This window comes from Methylobacillus sp., assembly GCF_036844465.1.
Classification (GTDB): Bacteria; Pseudomonadota; Gammaproteobacteria; order Burkholderiales; family Methylophilaceae; genus Methylobacillus.
This window is the reverse complement of the sequence record NZ_DAIUFW010000003.1, coordinates 261,902-280,718: the sequence shown is the minus strand read 5'-3', so window position 1 is coordinate 280,718 and position 18,817 is coordinate 261,902. Positions and strand designations below refer to the sequence as shown.

The window sequence follows — 18,817 nt, the reverse complement described above, 5'->3', positions numbered from 1 at the left end:
GATTGTCAGCGCTTGGCTGACAGACTGGAAACAGAGGAGTTGCTAGAGTCAGAGTTCATTACCAATCTGAGCGGGAGATCTATCGTGAATATCCTTGACCCGATTATGCATACCTTGACGCCTGAAACGGATCGATACCGCGGCGTCGAATCGACAACACGGGCGTTCCTTGAAAAGCTGGCGGCATCCGACGCCAAGCCGGTAGAGGAACTGAGCCCGGAAGAAGCAAGAACAGTGCTGAGTGACCTGCAAGCCGGCGTGGAGGTCGAGCTGGGCGGCGTGACTGTCGAGGAACGAGAAGTGGCGACCGAGGGCCACTTCATCCATCTGTTCGTCGTCAAGCCCACGGCGACGGATGCTGTCTTGCCAGTCGTCATGTTCTTCCATGGAGGCGGCTGGGTCATGGGAGATTTCCCCACGCACCGGCGGTTTGTACGCGATCTCTGTGTGGCTTCCAATTGCGCGGTCGTATTCGTCGATTACACCCGCGCTCCCGAGGCGGAGTACCCTACGGCAGCGATCGAATGCTACCTGGCGACAAAATGGGTCGCAGAGCACGGCGATGAAATCGGCGTGGACGGCTCACGGCTCGCGGTGGCGGGCAATAGCGCAGGCGGCAACCTGGCTACCGTCGTCTGCCTGATGGCCAAGACCAAGGCCGCTCCCTTAATCCGTCATCAGACCTTGTTCTGGCCGGTCACCGAGGCAAGGTTTAACACCGAATCCTACCAGCAGTTTGCCGATGGCTATTTCCTCACCCGCAACATGATGAAATGGTTCTGGGATTACTATCTGCCTGACATGGATGCGCGCACCGAGTTGTACGCATCGCCGCTCAATGCCGCGCTGGAGCAATTGAGCGACTTGCCGCCAGCGTTGATCCAGACAGCGGAGCTGGACGTGTTGCGGGACGAGGGGGAAAGCTATGCCCGCCTGCTGACCGATGCGGGCGTGGAGACGACTTGCACCCGCTACCTGGGTACTATCCATGATTTCGGCCTGCTCAATCCGCTGGCCGGTACGCCGCAGGTACAGGCGGCGATTCAGCAAGCCGCAGCTGAAATCCGCCGGTATCTTGAGGCTCAAGGAGTAGTTTGACCGGATCCGATCACCAGATAGTGGCAAGGCATTGCTGTGTCGTAAGGTTTGACACAGACAATGCCTTGTGTTGAAGCATATGGTTATGCAGACCAACTATCTATATTTCAGGCAGCTCCGACTTTAACAAGACTGCCGATGCCTATGCCTGTCAACTCTAATTTTTCTTTGAGCGGAATGCACGACTCGCTCCAACGAGCGCAAGACCGGCGACCATGAGAGCGTAGGTCGAGGGTTCTGGAACTGGTGGGAGTGGCGTGCCAATGGTATTGGTGAACGAAAAACTCAAATCATTATATTCAAAAGGCCCGTTATATAAGTCCTCAAAACTGACCAGGGTGGTGCCTGGTGTTGACCAGTCCGACTGAACTCTCGCATGAGCATATCCATCGGGGTTGCGTGTTGCTGGACCGGTAAAATAACTTTCTCCAGTATTGTTTACCCTGAGCTCAAAGATTAGCTCGGTGTTGGCTGCGAAAATGCCCAGGCTGACAGTTGTTCCAACCGGAGTGGAGTGGTTGTTGAATATAAATACTCCATTCAGATAAAGATCGTTGCTATACGATGCGGTGGTGCCTTCGTATGTAGCAAATATTTCACCACCGCTTGCAGTGACAGAAAAACCTTCAGTGCCCGGGTCCGCAATAGGATGCGCTTGAGCAACCGTCACTGAGAATAAAGAGGCGAGCGAAAAACCGATTGATGCTTTTAGCAAATTCATGATTCTTCCTTCATGTCGTTTAGTGATTCCTGCTGTTAGCCATTCACAGAAACTTGTGGCATGAAAAATGAGGGACATGTTGCTGGATTAAATATCGCCCTCTTAAATATTTATAAAAAATAGTATGCCGCTCACCTTGAGCTGAACAATAGCCCTTTCGTACTAATTTCAAGAGAAAACTGCAGACCAGCCTTGGAGGCTGAAGAAATACTGCATTAGCAGTTTTCATTCAGCCATTCAGAGAATGCCGAATGGCGACCGGTTTGACACTGGAGACTGCTTGTGTTTATGATAACGACCATGATTGCCCAACAGACCAATCCTCTTTTCCTACTTCAGGCGCTTCTAAGCCTGGGTCTGCTGCTGCGCCTAGCGCGCGCCTAAATTTACCCCTTCCTGCCGAGTTTTAGTCCTGCCTCTTTCACAGAGCGCAGGTGTTGTTGATTATTTTTCTGGCGTTCAGATCATGCATATTGAATGGTGTTTTTTAAGTGAATTTCGACTGTGTTGCGGTTGCCGGGCCGTGTGCGAGCGGTAGCCTGGCAGCCTGTCTCATGCCGCGTTGTTGAATGGCATCATGCCCAGAGATGAACGAAAACGAAAGATTTGTAGAAGAACCGCTATGTTAAAGAATCCAAGCAGCAAATACCGCCCATTCACTCCGGTGGACTTACCCAATCGGCAATGGCCCAACCGCACCATTACCCAGGCGCCGATCTGGATGAGTACCGACCTGCGCGACGGCAACCAGGCCTTGTTCGAGCCCATGAACGCCGAACGCAAGATGCGCATGTTCAAGATGCTGGTCGAGATCGGCTTCAAGGAAATCGAGGTGGCATTCCCTTCCGCCTCGCAGACTGACTTCGATTTCGTGCGTACCTTGATCGAGGAAGGGCATATTCCCGACGACGTGACCATCGAGGTATTGACCCAGGCGCGCGAAGACCTGATCCGCCGCACGTTCGAATCCTTGCATGGTGCAAGGCGGGCGATCGTGCATATTTATAACGCGACTTCTCCCGTGTTCCGCGAGACGGTGTTCCGCACCGATAAGGCCGGGGCCAAGAAGATTGCCACCGATGCCGCCCGCCTGATCAAGCAGCTTGCGGACGAGCGCCCGGAAACCGAATGGGTGTTCCAGTACAGCCCGGAAACCTTCACCGCGACCGAGCTGGATTTCGCCAAGGAAGTTTGTGATGCCGTTACGGATATATGGCAGGCCACGCCCGAGCGCAAGGTGATCTTCAACCTGCCCGCGACGGTGGAAATAGGCACGCCCAATTATTACGCCGACCAGATCGAGTGGATGCACACCCACCTGGCGCGCCGCGACAGCGTCATCATCAGCGTGCACCCGCACAACGACCGCGGCACCGCGGTGGCGGCGGCGGAATTGGCTGTGATGGCGGGCGCGGACCGTATCGAGGGCTGTCTTTTCGGTCACGGCGAGCGTACCGGCAATGTCGATCTGGTGACCTTGGCGCTCAATCTCTATACGCAAGGCGTCGATCCAGGTTTGGACTTCTCCCAGATCAACAGCATCGCCCGCACCGTGGAAGACTGCACCCAGTTACCGGTGCATGCACGCCACCCTTATGCGGGCGACCTCGTGTTCACGGCATTTTCCGGTTCGCACCAGGACGCGATCAAGAAGGGCTTTGCCGTGCAGCAGCCGGAAGGCCTCTGGCAAGTGCCTTATTTGCCGATCGACCCGCATGACGTGGGGCGTACCTACGACTCCATCATTCGCGTCAACAGCCAGTCGGGCAAGGGCGGCATCGCCTACTTGCTGGAATCCGGCTACGGCCTCGCCATGCCGCGCCGCATGCAAGTCGAGTTCAGCGGCGCCGTACAGCGTCTCACCGACAGCAGCGGGCAGGAAGTGAATGCCGAGGGTATCTGGCAATTGTTCAGGGAAGAATATATCGCGGCGAATGAGCCCGTGCGCTATATCGACCATGTGCTCGACGAGCAGGACGATATCCAGCATATCAAGCTCACCGCGCGCATCCACGGCGTGGAAACCGTGCTCGAAGGCCGGGGCAATGGCCCGATCGACGCCCTGGCGCACGCTTTCGGCAGCAAGTTCCGCATCCATGACTACGAGGAGCGCGCGCTTGGTGCAGGCGCTGCCGCCAAGGCCGTGGCGTTTGCCGAGCTGGAGAAGGATGGCCAGCCCGGCACCGTGTATGGCGCGGGCATACACGACAATCTGGTCACGGCATCCATCCTTGCCGTCATCAGCGGCATCAACCGTTTGTACCAGCGCCTTGATGCGGCTGCGCAGCAGGCGTTTTTGCCGCGATGAGTTGACGTCAACGACAAAATAAAAAGCCCGCAATTGTTCGCGGGCTTTTTATTATCTGCCATGTCGCCGGATGTGGCGCACGATGATCAGGCGATGCGCCAGCCAAGCTCCTATGCCGCATCCCGCCATGACAGTGACCATCGGGAAGGTCGTGCCATCGTGCAATAGACTGACAAGGCCGCCTGCAATGGTCGCCAGGGCGAACTGCAGCGATCCCATCAAGGCGGATGCCGTGCCTGCCTGCTGGCCGTGGGTGGCCAGCGTGGCTGCGCCCGCATCGGGGCCGATATAGCCGATGCTGGCGACAAAAATGAAAATACCGGTCAGCAGCAAGGGCAGGGTGATATGCCCAGTGAGTGATATGCCCAGTAGTAGCACGCCAATGCCGGCGGGTAGCCACAATGCGCGTGAGAGCAGCACTGTGGCCTTGTGCTTTTTCAGGCGCCAGGCGTTGATCTGACTAAACAGGATTAATCCAGCAGCATTCATCCCGAAAATCCATCCATAATACTGCGGCGGGATATGGTAATACTCGATGAAGACAAAAGGCGAGCCAGCGATATAGGCAAACATCCCGGCCCGTGCCAGGCCGCCGCTGAGCGTATAGCCGATGAAGCGGCGGTCTATCAATAGCTTGCCGTAGTTGCGTATGATATTGCCCAGCACCAATGGAGGTTCGTGGCGCGTATCATGCGTTTCCTCCAACCAGAAATACACAGCAATCAAGCCTAATATGCCGACTACTCCCAATGTAAGGAACAGGACGCGCCAGTCGAATGCTGTCACTATCCAGCCGCCGATAAGCGGTGCGAGAATGGGTGCCAACCCCACTACCAATATCAGCATGGAGAATGCGCGCGCCGCTTCATTCGCGCTGCAACGGTCACGGATGACCGCCATCGTTACTACCATCCCGGCACAGCCGCCCAATGCTTGCAGAAAGCGCCAGAAAATCAGCTCGGGGATGCTGCTGGTGAACGCGCAGCCGAACGACGCCAGGATATAAATCACCAGCCCGACAAGCAGAGGAGAGCGTCGCCCGAAGCGGTCGCTGAGCGGGCCATAGAACAACTGGCCGACTGCCAGGCCGATGAAGTAACTTGCCAGCGTAAGCTCCGCGCTGCCTGCCTGGGCGAGCAGACTTTTTTCGATGGCCGGAAAGCCCGGCAAGTACATGTCGATGGAGAGCGGTGCAAGCCCGGTTAGCGCCCCCAACAGCAGTAGCCAGCCACTCATGAGTGAAAGATTGGAAGCGGGAGAGGCAATGTTTTTGTTGGACATATAGAGTGGGTCTTTAGAGATGGCAGGCTGCAAGCGTAGCTATCATAGTATATGGCTGTGACAAGGGTGGGTGAGTTTGGTTTGGGACCAAATGAAAGTTTTTGTTGGTGCTGGAATGCGGAAACGCAAAGCAGGATTTTACTCTATGCGCATGAAATTGCTTTGAATGAAGCTGGCCTGGGGTTGGCAGTAAAGTGAAGAGCGAAGAGCAGGGCTGATCATCAAGTCGCAGCATTGCTTACTCTTTGCATGCCTTCACAATGAGTTGACAGGCAAGCTGGCTCCTCGTTTTTACGGTATTGCCAGCAATGTACTTAGGAATTACAGATCATTATCTTTATTCGATAACAGCAGCGCTCTTCAGGCTCAGGTACCTGAAGCAGGCGCTTCGCCTTTCAGGTAGGCCAGGTAGTACATCCCGCCGACCAGCACCGAGCCGCCCAGGATATTGCCCAATGTGGCCAGGAGAATATTGATCCCGAAATTTTCTGCCGTTAATTGCCCGATGGCTTCAGGCGGAAGGTGGGAAGCGGCAACCAGCAATGGGTCTTGTGCTGCGAGAAAACCCAGGGGCAGGAAAAACATATTCGCAACGCAATGCTCGAATCCCATGCTGACAAAGGCCGAAATCGGCAGGAGCAAGCTGAGGATACGGTCGGTTACGCTACGCGCCGCAAAACATAGCCATACGCCCAGACATACCAAGACGTTGCATAAAATTCCCTTGAAAAATATCTCGTGAGCAGGCAACCCTGCCTTGGTGGTGGCTACCTTCAACACTTGTACGCCAAACCCCAGATCCACTGTGTGCAGGATGCCGGATGCATAGGCAAAACCGACAGTGCCCAGGCAGCCTGCCATATTGGAGAAATAAATCCAGAACCAATTGCGCAAGACCGCGCGGCTGGGCACTTTTCCTTGCGCCCAGGCCATCACGATCAGGTTGTTGCTGGTGAATAACTCCGCTCCGCCGACAATGCATAGCACCAATCCCAAGGTAAACATCATGGCGCTGACGAGCTTGGGCAGGTCTTGTGCCATGCCGTTCAGGTAATTCATTCCGCCCAATGAAATAAATGCGCCTGCAAGGATACCGAGCATGACCATCCTGAATACGCTCATGTTGGCCTTGTAGGAGCCAACGCTTTGTACCCGGTAGGCGATTTCATTGGGAGAGTATGCGTCTATGGAGCCTAGCTGTGTTTCATTTGCCATGAAATTAGAACCTGCCATGAATGAAAAAATGATGTATCAAGCATCACATCATTGAAAAGCAGAGTATTTTTCAAGGGTTCCAAGGTATTGGCTAATTGTTTTGGATGAATTTATGATAAATATAAATTATCAAAATGCATACTTCCAAAGTATTTATCGGTTCAATCACTGTTAGGCAAAGCTCATGTTCATCCGTCAATTGTACTATCTGGTCGCCATCGAAAAAACGAAGCATTTCAGGCGGGCGGCCGAACTGGCTCATGTTTCCCAGCCTGCGCTCTCCTCCGCGATCCAGAACCTGGAGGAGGAGCTGGGCATTAAGATCATTCAACGCGGCAGGCGCTTTCAAGGGTTCACGCCGGAAGGCATTCATCTATTGGAATGGGCGCGCAAGATCATCTATGAATGGGAAGGCATGCAGCAGGAAGCCGCCTTATGCAACCAGCACCTGAAAGGGACATTGCGTATCGGCGCTATTCCTACCAGCCTGGCCATCATCCCGTTGATAACCGAGCCTTATCAGAGGCAATTCCCGGATGTATCCATCAGTATTTCTTCATTAAGCACCGAAACATTGATTCGTCAGCTCGATAACTTTGAACTTGATCTCGGGATAACCTACCTGGAAGACCCCAGCCTCAAAGGCTTCAGCACCTTGCCGCTTTATCGTGAGCGCCATGTGCTGCTTGCACGCCAACCTGACTTGCCGATGAATGAAAGCGGCATGAGCTGGGGCGAGGCCGCGCAACTGCCCCTGTGCCTGCTCACCCAGAATATGCAGAACCGTCGCCTCATCGATGCTGCTTTCCGTGAAGCAGGGGTAACGCCCAATGTAAAGCTGGAAACCGATTCCGTGCTGGCGCTATACACGCATGTGCGGTGCGCCGGGCTGTTCAGCATCGTGCCCCACAGCCTGCTGAGCCTGTTTGAACTGCGGCAGGAAGTCACGGCTATCCCATTGTTGCCCGAGCTGAACCGTTCGATCGGACTGATCGCGCGCGCGGAAAAGCCTTCCCCTCCCATCCGGGAGCGCGCATGGGAAATCGCAGCATCACTGGATTTGCAATCCCGTTTGGATGCGTTGATAGACATTATCAACTGATGAATATCTGCCCGAGCCGGGAGATTGGGGTGAGAGTTTCAGAGAATGGGCATCTGTACTGATAAAGCCAGGCTCTTGTGATTCTGGTACTTTTGGATTAGTACAAAAGAACTATTGTTCTATCAATGTATGTGGTTCAGCATGCTAATAGGTATAACTATAACGATGAAGTTATATCTGTTTTATAAAGTCTTTCGTATCTATCAAACTAACTAAGAGCGAGGGAATCATGAACTTATTAAAGGCATCCATTAGCGTTTCCATGGCCTCTTTGTTTGCAGTGGCAACTGCACAAGCACAGGTCATCTACAATGACAACATTCCTGATGGTACTGCGCAATTTGATGCGGTTGTAGCAGCAGCAGGGGGTACTGTTGTTACGGATTCATTAAGTGGGTTAAGCGGTGGTACTGCTTGGTCAAGACCTGGGTATACCATTACTTCTACCAATGGGTACTACAGATATATTGATCCATGGTATTTAAATAGTGGCGAGGCAATCGGAATTGATCCTACCTATGATGATGCCCATCTATCAGGTCTCACATTCACATTTGATGCACCTATCAATGCATTTGGTCTTGAAATCGGGGACTGGGCTACATGTTGCTTCCCATCAGCGTTATATATTTCATTTGATGGCGGAGCAACTCGCCAGGTTGCTGTGGCAAATACGGATTTTGATAATCCCGGATATAGTGATGGTTATCGCAATTTTGTCGGCGCCATTGATACAACCAATACTTTTACTACCATCACGTTTTATGGTGATGGCGATGGTGAGTATTTGGTTGCGGGTGGCACCATCCGTTACGCGACCTTGGATATTGGCTCAATCCCGAACCCTGTACCAGAGCCAGAAACCTATGGAATGCTACTGGCAGGGCTAGGGATAATGGGGTTTGTAATACGGCGTAGAAAACCACAGCATAGTTGATGCTGGCAGGTCGGTTGTAAAGGAAAGAGGCATGGTTTTACCATGCCTCTTTAACGTCTAGCTTGAGGACTTACTGAAAGAAATCCTTCACCTTCGTCATCCAGGATTTCGCCCTGGGGCTATGTTTCCCCGAATCCTGCTGGTTGATGTCTTCCAGTTCACGCAACAGTTCTTTTTGCCGCTCGGTGAGCTTGACCGGGGTTTCGACCACGACGTGGCACATGAGGTCGCCGGTGTCGCTGCTGCGTAGCGGCTTGATGCCCTTGCCGCGCAGGCGGAAGACTGCGCCGGTCTGGGTTTCGGGCGGCACCTTCATCTTGGCGTGGCCGTCCAGGGTCGGGATTTCGATCTCGCCGCCCAAGGCCGCGGTGCTGAAGCTGATCGGCATTTCGCAATGCAGGTTGGCGCCGTCGCGTTCGAAGATTTCGTGCTTCTTCAAATGCACCACGACATACAAGTCGCCCGGAGGCCCGCCGTTGACGCCGGCTTCGCCCTCGCCGGAAAGACGGATGCGGTCGCCTTCATCCACGCCTGCCGGAATCTTGACGGAGAGCGTTTTGTGCTGCTTGACACGTCCGCCGCCGTGGCAGGTTGGGCAGGGTTCTTTGACCATCTTGCCGGAGCCGTGGCATTTCGGGCAGGTCTGCTGCACGGAGAAGAAGCCTTGCTGCATGCGTACCTGGCCGTGCCCGCCGCAGGTGGTGCAGGTGACGGGCTGCGTGCCGGGACGCGCGCCGGAGCCGTGGCAGGTTTCGCATTCCGCCATGACGGGGATGCGGATCTTGGTCTCGGTGCCGCGCGCGGCGTCTTCGAGCGAGATTTCCATGTTGTAGCGCAGATCCGCGCCACGGTAGACGTTGGAACGGCGGTTGCCGCCTCCGCCGCCGAAAATATCCCCGAAAATATCGCCGAAGGCATCGGCGAAGTTGCCGAAGCCAGCACCCGCGCCGCCGCCCGCACTGGGGTCAACACCGGCATGGCCGTATTGGTCGTAGGCTGCGCGTTTTTGCCCGTCGGACAGGATTTCGTAGGCTTCCTTGGCTTCCTTGAAGCTTTCTTCGGCCTTGGGGTTGTCCGGGTTGCGGTCCGGATGGAATTTCATCGCCAGCTTGCGGTAAGCCTTCTTGATGTCATCATCCGAGGCATCGCGGTTGACGCCAAGTACCTCGTAATAATCTCGTTTTGCCATATTTCTTTTGCCAGATAGTGCATGAGGCACATCAGGGCGAGCCTGTGTGCCTCATGCGGGGTTGCACGGAACAGGGACTTACTTCTTGTCGTCCTTGACTTCCTCGAACTCGGCATCTACCACGTCGGCATCCACGGTTTTTTCCTGTGGTTCGCCTTGCTCGGCGCTACCGGCTTCAGCCTGGCTGGCGGCGTAAACCTTCTCGCCCAGTTTCTGGGAAGCTTCCATGAGGGCAGTGGTTTTGCTCTCGATGGCTTCCTTGTCGTCGCCCTTGACGACGTCTTCCAGTTCCTGCACGGCCTTCTCGATGGCTTCCTTCTCGCCGGCTTCCAGCTTGTCGCCGTGGTCAGCCAAGGATTTCTTCACGCTGTGGATTGCGCCGTCGGCGCTGTTGCGCGCATCGACCAGTTCGCGCAGCTTCTTGTCTTCGTCCGCATACTTGGCGGCGTCTTCTTCCATGCGCTTGATCTCCTCTTCGGACAAACCGGAGTTCGCCTTAATGGTGATCTTGTTTTCCTTGCCGGTCGCCTTGTCCTTGGCGGACACGTGCAGGATGCCGTTGGCGTCGATATCGAAAGTGACTTCGATCTGCGGCATGCCGCGCGGTGCAGGCGGAATGTCGCTCAGGTTGAACTGGCCCAGGCTCTTGTTGCCTGAAGCCACTTCGCGCTCGCCTTGCAGCACATGGATAGTCACGGCGGACTGATTGTCGTCGGCTGTCGAGAACACTTGCGATGCCTTGGTCGGGATCGTAGTGTTCTTCTGGATCAACTTGGTCATCACGCCGCCCAGGGTTTCGATACCGAGGGAGAGCGGGGTGACGTCGAGCAGCAGCACGTCCTTGACGTCGCCTTGCAGCACGCCGCCCTGGATGGAAGCGCCTACGGCCACGGCTTCGTCAGGGTTCACGTCCTTGCGCGGCTCTTTGCCGAAGAATTCCTTCACCTTTTCCTGTACCTTGGGCATACGGGTCTGGCCACCGACCAGGATCACGTCCTGGATGTCGGATACCTTGACGCCTGCGTCCTTCAATGCCACTTCGCAAGGCTTGATGGAGCGCTCGATCAGGTCTTCCACCAGGCTCTCGAACTTGGCGCGGGTGATCTTCACCACCAAGTGCTTGGGGCCGGAAGCGTCAGCCGTGATGTAAGGCAGGTTGACTTCGGTCTGCGTGCTGGAGGACAGCTCGATCTTGGCCTTTTCGGCAGCTTCCTTCAGGCGTTGCTTGGCCAGCAGGTCGTTGCGCAAGTCCAGGCCGTTTTCCTTCTTGAACTCATCAGCCAGGAAGTCGATCAAGCGGTTGTCGAAGTCTTCGCCGCCGAGGAAGGTGTCACCGTTGGTGGACAGCACTTCGAACTGGTGTTCGCCGTCGATCTCGGAGATGTCGATGATGGAGATATCGAAAGTACCGCCGCCCAAGTCGTAAACGGCAATCTTACGATCGCCTTCCTGCTTGTCCAGGCCGAATGCCAGTGCAGCCGCAGTCGGCTCGTTGATGATGCGCTTGACTTCCAAGCCAGCAATACGGCCTGCATCTTTAGTTGCTTGGCGCTGCGCGTCATTGAAGTAGGCAGGCACGGTGATGACGGCTTCGGTGACTTCCTCGCCGAGGTAGTCTTCGGCAGTCTTCTTCATCTTGCGCAGTACTTCTGCGGAAATTTGCGGAGGCGCCAGCTTGTCGTCGCGCACTTCCACCCAGGCGTCGCCATTGTCAGCCTTGATGATGCTGTAAGGCATCAGGCCGATGTCTTTCTGCACTTCCTTTTCTTCAAAACGGCGGCCGATCAGGCGCTTGATGGCGAACAGGGTGTTCTTGGGGTTGGTCACGGCCTGGCGTTTGGCAGGCGCGCCAACCAGAATCTCGCCATCTTCCTGATAGGCGATGATGGATGGTGTGGTGCGGGCGCCTTCGGCGTTTTCAATCACGCGCGGCTTGCCGCCTTCCATGACGGAAACGCAGGAGTTGGTTGTGCCCAGGTCAATACCGATAATTTTTCCCATTATGTGGTTCCTTGTATTCGTTCAATAACTCAGTAAGTGATAACTATGTTGCCAAAGTGGGGATAGCTGATGCGATTTCAAGCTTTTTCCTGCAAAAATCCCGTTGGATTTGCTTTATTTGGCGACCATGACCAATGCTGGACGCAGCACGCGATCATTCAGGGAGTAGCCCTTTTGCAGTACACTGACCACGGTGTTGGATTCGGCATCGCTTTCCACCGTGCCGATGGCCTGGTGCTTGTTCGGGTCGAACTTCTCATTGACCGGGTTGAGTTCGGCGATATTGAATTTCTCGAACACCGAACTTAGTTGCTTGGCAGTCAGCTCCACACCGTCGCGGTAGCTTTCCAGCGTGGCGGTGCCTACGCTGAGGGCTGCATCCAGACTATCCTTGACGGATAGCAACTCATTGGTGAATTTTTCCAGCGCGAACTTGCGGGCCTTTTCAATATCATCCGCAGCGCGGCGGCGGATGTTTTCACCCTCGGCCTTCGCATAGAGCACGGCGGCTTGTTGCTCAGCAAGCTGAGCTTCCAGTTCGGCAATCCTGTCCTCAGCAGCGCTTATTGGGGCGGCTGTGTCATTTTCTGGCAGGTCGGTGTCTGGCATCTGGTCTTCTTGCTGCATGATAATCCCTGTTGATGATGATGTAACAAGGGCGCAGATGGGGGTGTGGGCGGAAATTACAAGAGGAGCGGCGAGTTTTATTTGGCTGGTACGGCGTAGCGTGCCAGATGCATTATCTTAGGGCTGTGTGACGCAGGCGAGCGCTTCAAGTACCGAGTTGACATCCGGGATTTGTCCTTGTCCGCCGAGGTTGCGAATTTTGCGACTATCCTGCGCCAGTACGCCGGTCAGTTGCGGATGAGTATCGGTATAAATGGCTACGGTTGGCTGGTTCAGCGCGGCGGCAAGATGTACCAGGCCGGTATCCACACCAATGGCGGCATGGCTGTGACCGATCACTGCAGCGAGCTGGGTGAGGGATAGCCGCGGCAGCACCATGCAGCCGGGAACCGCGCTGGCAATGCGATGGGCGCGGGCTTCCTCGGTTGCGTTCCCCCAGGGCAGCACCAGTGCCAGGCCTTGCCCGAGCAAGGCATTGCCTAACTGGATCCATTGGTTTTCCGGCCAGAGCTTGGAATCGCGGCTGGTAGCGTGCAGCCCGGCGATATAACGGTTGGGTAATCCCAGTGCGACGTCTGGAGCAGCAGCATGAATGTCGTAGTCTGGCGGCCCGGACGGAATTGCATAGCCCAGCGCGCGTGCAGCCAGCATGCGGTTGCGCGCGACCGCATGCTGGCCGCGTGCCACGGGGTGACGCTGCTGGTAAAGCAGTGCCGCCCAGGGTTCCCGCGCGGATGCACTATCCTGTCCATGATAGGTACCGTGGGCTTGCCAGCCGATCAAGGCGCTTTTCAGCAAGCCCTGGGTGTCGATGACATGGTCGTAATCGTGGGCGCGCAGCCGGCGGCGCATATTGCGGATTTCCTGCCAGGTACTGGTCTGTAATAAGTGCTTGCGCCAGCGCCGAACTGCGACGGTAATGACTTCGTTGATGCCCGGATGTAGCCTGGGAATGTCGGCAAAGCTTTCCTCCACTACCCAGTCGATCTGCATGTCTGGAAATGCAGCCTTGATGTCCGTGATGACCGGCAGGTTGTGGATGACATCCCCCAGGGAAGTGGTTTTGATCATGAGCAAACGAGGCATGGGCGGCATTTTCGCATACAATTCAGCTTCTTTTCTCGATTGAAAGCTTGAGCATTGAAGTTTGCTTTCCTGATCTTCAAGTATTTCCCTTACGGTGGCATGCAGCGCGACATGCTGCGCACAGCCAACCGTCTTGCCACAGCCGGGCATTCGGTGGATATTTTCACGATGTCGTGGGAGAGCGAGATGCCGGAGAGGAATCTGCCAGAGGGCAATATCAACGTGCATGTCATGCCGGGGAAAGGCTGGTTCAATTTTCAGAAATACCAGGATTTCATCCGCCAGGCACATGCGCGATTGGCGCGGGAGTTCCAGTTCGACCTGGTGGTAGGGTATAACCGAATGGGCGGGCTGGACGTGTATTTTGCCGCTGATGCATGTTTTGTCGAGCGGGCTTACAGGCAGCGCAACTGGCTGTATCGCTTGATGCCGCGGTATCGCTGGTTTCGGGAAATGGAAGAGGTTGTTTTTTCACCACAGTCTAGAACACAGATGTTGATGGTGGACATGAAGGAAAAAGCCGTATTCCAGCGCTGGTACCATACGCAGGACGAGCGGTTCCACTACATTCCGCCTTATCTTCCCGCCGAGCGCCTGCAATTGCACGACCGCAAGGAAATGCAGGCTTACCTGCGCAATGCCTTCAACCTGCCGCAGGAAACCAATATCGCCTTGCTGGTCGGTTCCGGGTTTTATGTGAAAGGGCTGGACCGTGCCGTGCATGCATTGGCGAGCCTGTCTGCCGATATGCGCCGGAATTTCAAATTGATCGCCATCGGCCAGGACAAGCCCGACCCTTTTATCAAGATGGCGCGCAAGCTGGGGTTGAGCGAACACCTCATTATTTCCCGCGGTAGGCCAGATATCCCGCAACTCATGCAAGGGGCGGATTTCTACCTGCACCCGGCTTACCGGGAAAATACCGGCCTGGTGATTCTGGAAGCCATGGCAAGCGGTTTGCCGGTATTGGCGACGGCGAGCTGCGGCTATGCTGTGCACGTGCAGGAAGCCGATGCGGGCAGAGTGGTGCCAGTGCCGTTCGAGCAAGCTGTGCTGAACCGGGAGCTTCAGGATATATTGGCAAAGGTGCGGACCAGAGATGCGCAACTGGAAGCCTGGCGCAGCAATGGCTTGCAGCATGCCCGCAAGTTGATGCAGGAAAACGACGGCGGCGCGGAAGCTGAGATCATGCTGCGGATTGTCGCAGAGAAACAGCGAGGTGCGGCATGAGCTGCGAAACGCTGCAATTGTCGGCGGAATTGAAACAGGCACTGGGGGAAGGCGACGCATTCGCGCGCGTCATGGCGCTGCAGGGCGAAGTATTCCGCGACGTGCGGGGGCGCAAGACCATCCGGGTCGACATCGCCGGGCGGCCTTATTTCATCAAGCAACATTTCGGCGTGGGTTGGGGAGAGATTTTCAAAAACCTGCTGGCATTCAAGGTGCCGGTGGTGAGCGCAGCCACAGAGAAGCAGGCCATAGAGAAGCTGGGCGAAATCGGCATTGCCACCACGCCGTTGGCCGGATTCGGCAGCCGAGGCTGCAACCCGGCTAGCCGTCAATCCTTTCTCATTACACATGACCTTGGCGATATTTTGTCGCTGGAGACGTTGGCGGAACAGTGGGTGCAGACGCCCCCCGAGCTCCGCTTCAAGCGCCACCTGCTGCTGGCGGTAGCCGCCCTGGCCGCGCGGCTGCATGATAGCGGACTCAATCACCGGGATTTCTATATCTGCCATATCTGCCTGGATTTACCACGACTCAGGCAGGGTGATATTCACCTATATCTGATAGACCTGCATCGCGTCGGAATTCGTGAGACAATCCGCCCTCGCGATCGCATGAAGGATATGGCGGCATTGTATTTTTCCGCCATGAACGCAGGGCTGACGCCCAGGGATTACCTGCGTTTCCTGCGCCGCTACCGCGGTAAGCCCATCAAGCGGATATTGCGCGAAGAACGCGAGCTCTGGCGCGAGGTGCAGGCCCGCGCCATCAAGCTTTATATCAAGTTACACAAGGTTGAGCCTGGGCTGAAGCAGCTTGGCGGCATGGTCGCCTGACGCGGACCAGCCCGGCATATCATCGGAAACTCTATGCATATATCTTCCAGCTCCTCATCGGGCCGCACTGGTTTGCGCGTCTTATTCAGCTATTACCTGTTTTTCTTCTATTTCTCCGGCATTACCCATATTCTGCTGCAGCTGACGGGCGCGACCATTTTTGTCGGTATGCGCCAGGCCATCGTCATGAGCCTGCTCTGGTTGATTCCTGTGGTGCTGATTCCACGTTATTCAAGGCAGATCGCGGCGGGAATTGGCGTTGTGCTATGGGCATTTTCCCTGGTCAGCCTTGGATATTTCTGTATTTATCAGCAGGAATTCTCCCAAAGCGTGATGTTCACCATTTTTGAGTCCAATATCGCGGAATCCAGCGAGTTTATCGCCCATTACTTTGTCTGGTGGATGATTCCGGTATTGCTGGCGCATAGCGCGGTTGCATTTTGGCTCTGGCGGCGCCTGAAGCCGCTGCAGGTTGGCCGCCGCTCGGCATGGATAAGCACTGCGTTAATCTTGACCTTGCTGTTTGGCTATCCCATGTTCAAGCTGCTGGTGAGCAAGCAACTGCCGCTGGATGCGGCAGTGGAAAAGCTGCAAACCCGTATGGAGCCCGCTGTGCCGTGGCAGATGGTGGTCGGTTACCTACATTACCGCAAACAGCTTGCCAACATGCAGGCGCTGCTGGAACAAAACAGCAGGATTCCGCCGCTGGACAACTTGACGGATGCCAATGCCGGGCAGCCTGCTACCTTGGTGCTGGTGCTTGGCGAATCCACTAACAGGCTGCGTATGAGCTTATATGGATATTCCCGTCAGACGACGCCAAAGCTGGATGCGATACGTGACGAGCTGGATGTGTTTGAGAATGTGGTGACGCCGCGACCATATACAATTGAAGCGTTGACCGAGATACTGAGTTTTGCTGATCAGGAGAATCCTGACCTCTATCTCACCAAGCCGTCGCTGATGAATATGATGCGGCAGGCGGGTTACAAGAGTTACTGGATTACCAACCAGCAGACCATTACCAAGCGCAATACCATGCTGGCGAATTTTTCCCAGCAGACGGATGAGCAGTACTACATGAACAACAGCCGCGCGCAGAACTCGCGCGAGTACGACGCCAATGTGTTTGAGCCGTTTGCAAAGGTGTTGAACGATCCCGCGCCGAGGAAATTCATCATCGTGCATCTGCTGGGCACGCATATGAAGTATGAATACCGTTATCCGGAAGAGTTTGATGTGTTCCAGGGGCGTGATGGCGTGCCTGCCATGCTCGATAACGGCAAGGTCAAGGTATATAACCAATATGACAATGCCGTGCTCTACAATGACTATGTCATGTCTACCCTGATCGATAAATTGCGTGCGCAGGCGCCCAATAGCCTGCTGGTATATTTCTCCGACCATGGCGAGGATGTCTATGATGGGCCCGGCCATGACGTGCTGGGGCGCAATGAGGGCAGGCCAACCCTGTCCATGTATGCCGTGCCGTTCATCGTCTGGGCCTCAGAGCAATGGAAAGCCGGGCATGACATGCAGTTTGGCGACATGCTGAAGCGGCCATACAGTAATGCGCACTTTATCTATACCTGGGCGGACCTTGTGGGACTGGGCTTTGACGGTTTCGATCCTTCGTTGAGCCTGGTGAGCAAGCAGTTCAAGGAACATCCGTTATTGATTGGCAACCCTTATCAGCCAAGCACTATTCGTTCATTCGATATCTATGCCCACTGAACCCGACCTGCAGCGACACTCTCGCGAAACGCTCCCGGCTTTTGACCTTGTCCTCGACAATGGCGAGCAGTTGCAGGCGCTGGAAGTAGTGCGCCGCGTGCCAGGCAAGCGCATTGTTTGTCGCGGCTATTGGGCTGGGCAACTGGTATATGCCAAGCTGTTTATCGGCAAGCAGGCGGCCAGATATGCCGCGCGGGATGTGCGTGGTGTGCGCTGGCTGGCTGCACAACAGATTGCCACGCCTGCGTTATTGCTTGAGTCGGGCGTGGCAGCGCTGAATTGCCATGTGTTGCTGTATGCCGCAGTTGCTGGAGAGAATGCCGAGCAGGTATGGGATGGGCTGGATGTCGAAAGGCGCCATGCGCTGACTTTGAGCCTGGTAGGCGAAGTGGCCAAGCACCATAAGGTCGGCTTGCTGCAAACTGACCTTTACTTGAAGAACTTCCTGGTGCAAGACCAGCGGATATACACCCTGGATGGCGATGGCATCCGCCGCCTGCGCATGCTGGGCCGAGGTTGCCAGCAACGTGACAACCTCGCGCGCTTGCTATCCAAGGTTGATGTCGGGATGGTGCAGGCCTGGTTGCATGGCTTGTTGCGGCATTATGCTTCTGTTATCGAAGCCAAAAGCGAGTTTAGTCTGGGTGATATGCAGCGGCGCATTGCCAAATACTGGCAATACGACATGCGCCAATATGCAGAAAAGGTGCGCCGCACTTGCAGCGATGTCGCGACATGGCGGGTGCCGGGAATTTATGCTGCCGTCAACCGGACTGACGATAGCGCTGCATTGCGAGCAGCGCTTGCGTCTCCCGACGACTTGTTTAATCAGCCGGAAGCGCTGCGGCTCAAGAGCGGCAACACCTGTACGGTGGTTGCCGTACAAATTGATCAGCGCAAACTGGTGATCAAACGGTACAATATCAAGAATTTCTGGCATGGGCTGGGCCGCGCGTGGCGCCCCTCAAGGGCGATGCAGGCATGGTCCAATGCCTATCGACTGCGGCTCAAAGATATCACGACGCCAGCGCCAGTGGCGGTGATGGAGCGCCGGGTTGGTGGATTACGCCGCGAAGCCTATCTGCTTACGGAATATGTCGAGGCACGGGATGCCGCAGCATTTTTTGCTGATGACATGGTCAGTGTGGAACAACGACAGCAGGTGGCGCTGGCAATCGCCAGCATGTTCTATCAATTGTTTTGCCTGCAACTGGAGCATGGTGATTGCAAGGCCAGCAATGTGCTGGTGCAAGGCGCGCAGCCGATGCTGATCGACCTCGACAGCATGCGGCAGCATGGATGCCAAATGTGTTTCCGGCGCAGGCATGTGCGGGATTTGCGGCGTTTCATGAAGAATTGGCAGTCTGACGCCGTTACCCGTCATCTTTTCAGTAGCGCATTCATGGCGGTTTATACTGACAGAGACGTGCTGGATCAGGCAGGAATTAAATAAAG

General features: G+C 55.4%; 15 protein-coding genes. 8 read left to right on the top strand and 7 right to left on the bottom strand.

Going from position 1 to position 18,817, the window contains the following annotated elements:
- Positions 1-12 precede the first annotated feature (12 nt).
- Complete coding sequence (locus tag V7Z75_RS05715; RefSeq protein ID WP_334107659.1) at positions 13-1,098, top strand: alpha/beta hydrolase; 1,086 nt, start codon at positions 13-15, stop codon at positions 1,096-1,098.
- A gap of 157 nt (positions 1,099-1,255) precedes the next feature.
- On the opposite strand, the gene V7Z75_RS05710 is transcribed toward V7Z75_RS05715, so the two are convergent.
- A complete protein-coding gene (locus tag V7Z75_RS05710) occupies positions 1,256-1,819 on the bottom strand; it encodes a PEP-CTERM sorting domain-containing protein (RefSeq protein ID WP_334107658.1) in 564 nt (187 codons plus the stop codon).
- A gap of 622 nt (positions 1,820-2,441) precedes the next feature.
- Between V7Z75_RS05710 and leuA the strand changes: the two genes are divergently transcribed.
- A complete protein-coding gene (gene leuA / locus V7Z75_RS05705) occupies positions 2,442-4,127 on the top strand; it encodes a 2-isopropylmalate synthase (protein WP_334107657.1) in 1,686 nt (561 codons plus the stop codon).
- Between the two features lie 51 nt (positions 4,128-4,178).
- Here the strand turns inward: leuA and V7Z75_RS05700 are convergent, their stop codons facing one another.
- On the bottom strand, positions 4,179-5,408 hold the full coding sequence (locus tag V7Z75_RS05700; protein WP_334107656.1) for a Bcr/CflA family multidrug efflux MFS transporter: 1,230 nt from the start codon (positions 5,406-5,408) through the stop codon (positions 4,179-4,181).
- A gap of 366 nt (positions 5,409-5,774) precedes the next feature.
- The gene (locus tag V7Z75_RS05695) at positions 5,775-6,623 is read right to left on the bottom strand and encodes a formate/nitrite transporter family protein (protein ID WP_334107655.1); all 849 of its coding nucleotides are present in this window, start codon (positions 6,621-6,623) and stop codon (positions 5,775-5,777) included.
- A 184-nt stretch (positions 6,624-6,807) separates the two neighbouring features.
- Between V7Z75_RS05695 and V7Z75_RS05690 the strand changes: the two genes are divergently transcribed.
- Both V7Z75_RS05690 and V7Z75_RS05685 read left to right on the top strand, forming a co-directional pair.
- Entirely contained in the window at positions 6,808-7,725 is a 918-nt protein-coding gene (locus V7Z75_RS05690) for a LysR family transcriptional regulator (RefSeq protein WP_334107654.1), read from the top strand.
- A 229-nt stretch (positions 7,726-7,954) separates the two neighbouring features.
- The gene (locus V7Z75_RS05685) at positions 7,955-8,662 is read left to right on the top strand and encodes a PEP-CTERM sorting domain-containing protein (RefSeq protein ID WP_334107653.1); all 708 of its coding nucleotides are present in this window, start codon (positions 7,955-7,957) and stop codon (positions 8,660-8,662) included.
- 70 nt (positions 8,663-8,732) lie between these two features.
- Here V7Z75_RS05685 and dnaJ read toward each other — a convergent pair whose 3' ends face one another.
- The 4 genes from dnaJ to waaC all read right to left on the bottom strand — a co-directional run bounded on the left by dnaJ (position 8,733) and on the right by waaC (position 13,574).
- Entirely contained in the window at positions 8,733-9,851 is a 1,119-nt protein-coding gene (gene dnaJ / locus V7Z75_RS05680; RefSeq protein ID WP_334107652.1) for a molecular chaperone DnaJ, read from the bottom strand.
- A 78-nt stretch (positions 9,852-9,929) separates the two neighbouring features.
- Positions 9,930-11,852: a molecular chaperone DnaK gene (gene dnaK, locus V7Z75_RS05675; protein WP_334107651.1), complete on the bottom strand. Its 1,923-nt coding sequence runs from the start codon at positions 11,850-11,852 to the stop codon at positions 9,930-9,932.
- A 114-nt stretch (positions 11,853-11,966) separates the two neighbouring features.
- Positions 11,967-12,479, bottom strand: a complete 513-nt coding sequence (gene grpE, locus V7Z75_RS05670; RefSeq protein ID WP_334107650.1) for a nucleotide exchange factor GrpE — start codon at positions 12,477-12,479, stop codon at positions 11,967-11,969.
- Between the two features lie 117 nt (positions 12,480-12,596).
- The gene (gene waaC / locus V7Z75_RS05665; protein ID WP_442919888.1) at positions 12,597-13,574 is read right to left on the bottom strand and encodes a lipopolysaccharide heptosyltransferase I; all 978 of its coding nucleotides are present in this window, start codon (positions 13,572-13,574) and stop codon (positions 12,597-12,599) included.
- Positions 13,575-13,619: 45 nt separating this feature from the next.
- Between waaC and V7Z75_RS05660 the strand changes: the two genes are divergently transcribed.
- The 4 genes from V7Z75_RS05660 to V7Z75_RS05645 are packed head-to-tail and all read left to right on the top strand — an operon-like array spanning position 13,620 to position 18,815.
- Positions 13,620-14,795 (top strand): glycosyltransferase family 4 protein, encoded by a 1,176-nt coding sequence (locus tag V7Z75_RS05660; protein ID WP_334107648.1) that lies wholly within the window; start codon positions 13,620-13,622, stop codon positions 14,793-14,795.
- Positions 14,792-15,628 carry a lipopolysaccharide core heptose(I) kinase RfaP gene (rfaP, locus tag V7Z75_RS05655; protein WP_334107647.1) on the top strand — a complete coding sequence of 279 codons (837 nt, stop codon included), beginning with the start codon at positions 14,792-14,794 and terminating at the stop codon, positions 15,626-15,628. Before V7Z75_RS05660 ends, rfaP begins: the two co-directional genes overlap by 4 nt.
- A gap of 33 nt (positions 15,629-15,661) precedes the next feature.
- Entirely contained in the window at positions 15,662-17,362 is a 1,701-nt protein-coding gene (gene cptA, locus V7Z75_RS05650; RefSeq protein WP_334107646.1) for a phosphoethanolamine transferase CptA, read from the top strand.
- Positions 17,352-18,815: a lipopolysaccharide kinase InaA family protein gene (locus V7Z75_RS05645; protein ID WP_334107645.1), complete on the top strand. Its 1,464-nt coding sequence runs from the start codon at positions 17,352-17,354 to the stop codon at positions 18,813-18,815. Before cptA ends, V7Z75_RS05645 begins: the two co-directional genes overlap by 11 nt.
- Positions 18,816-18,817: the final 2 nt, after the last annotated feature.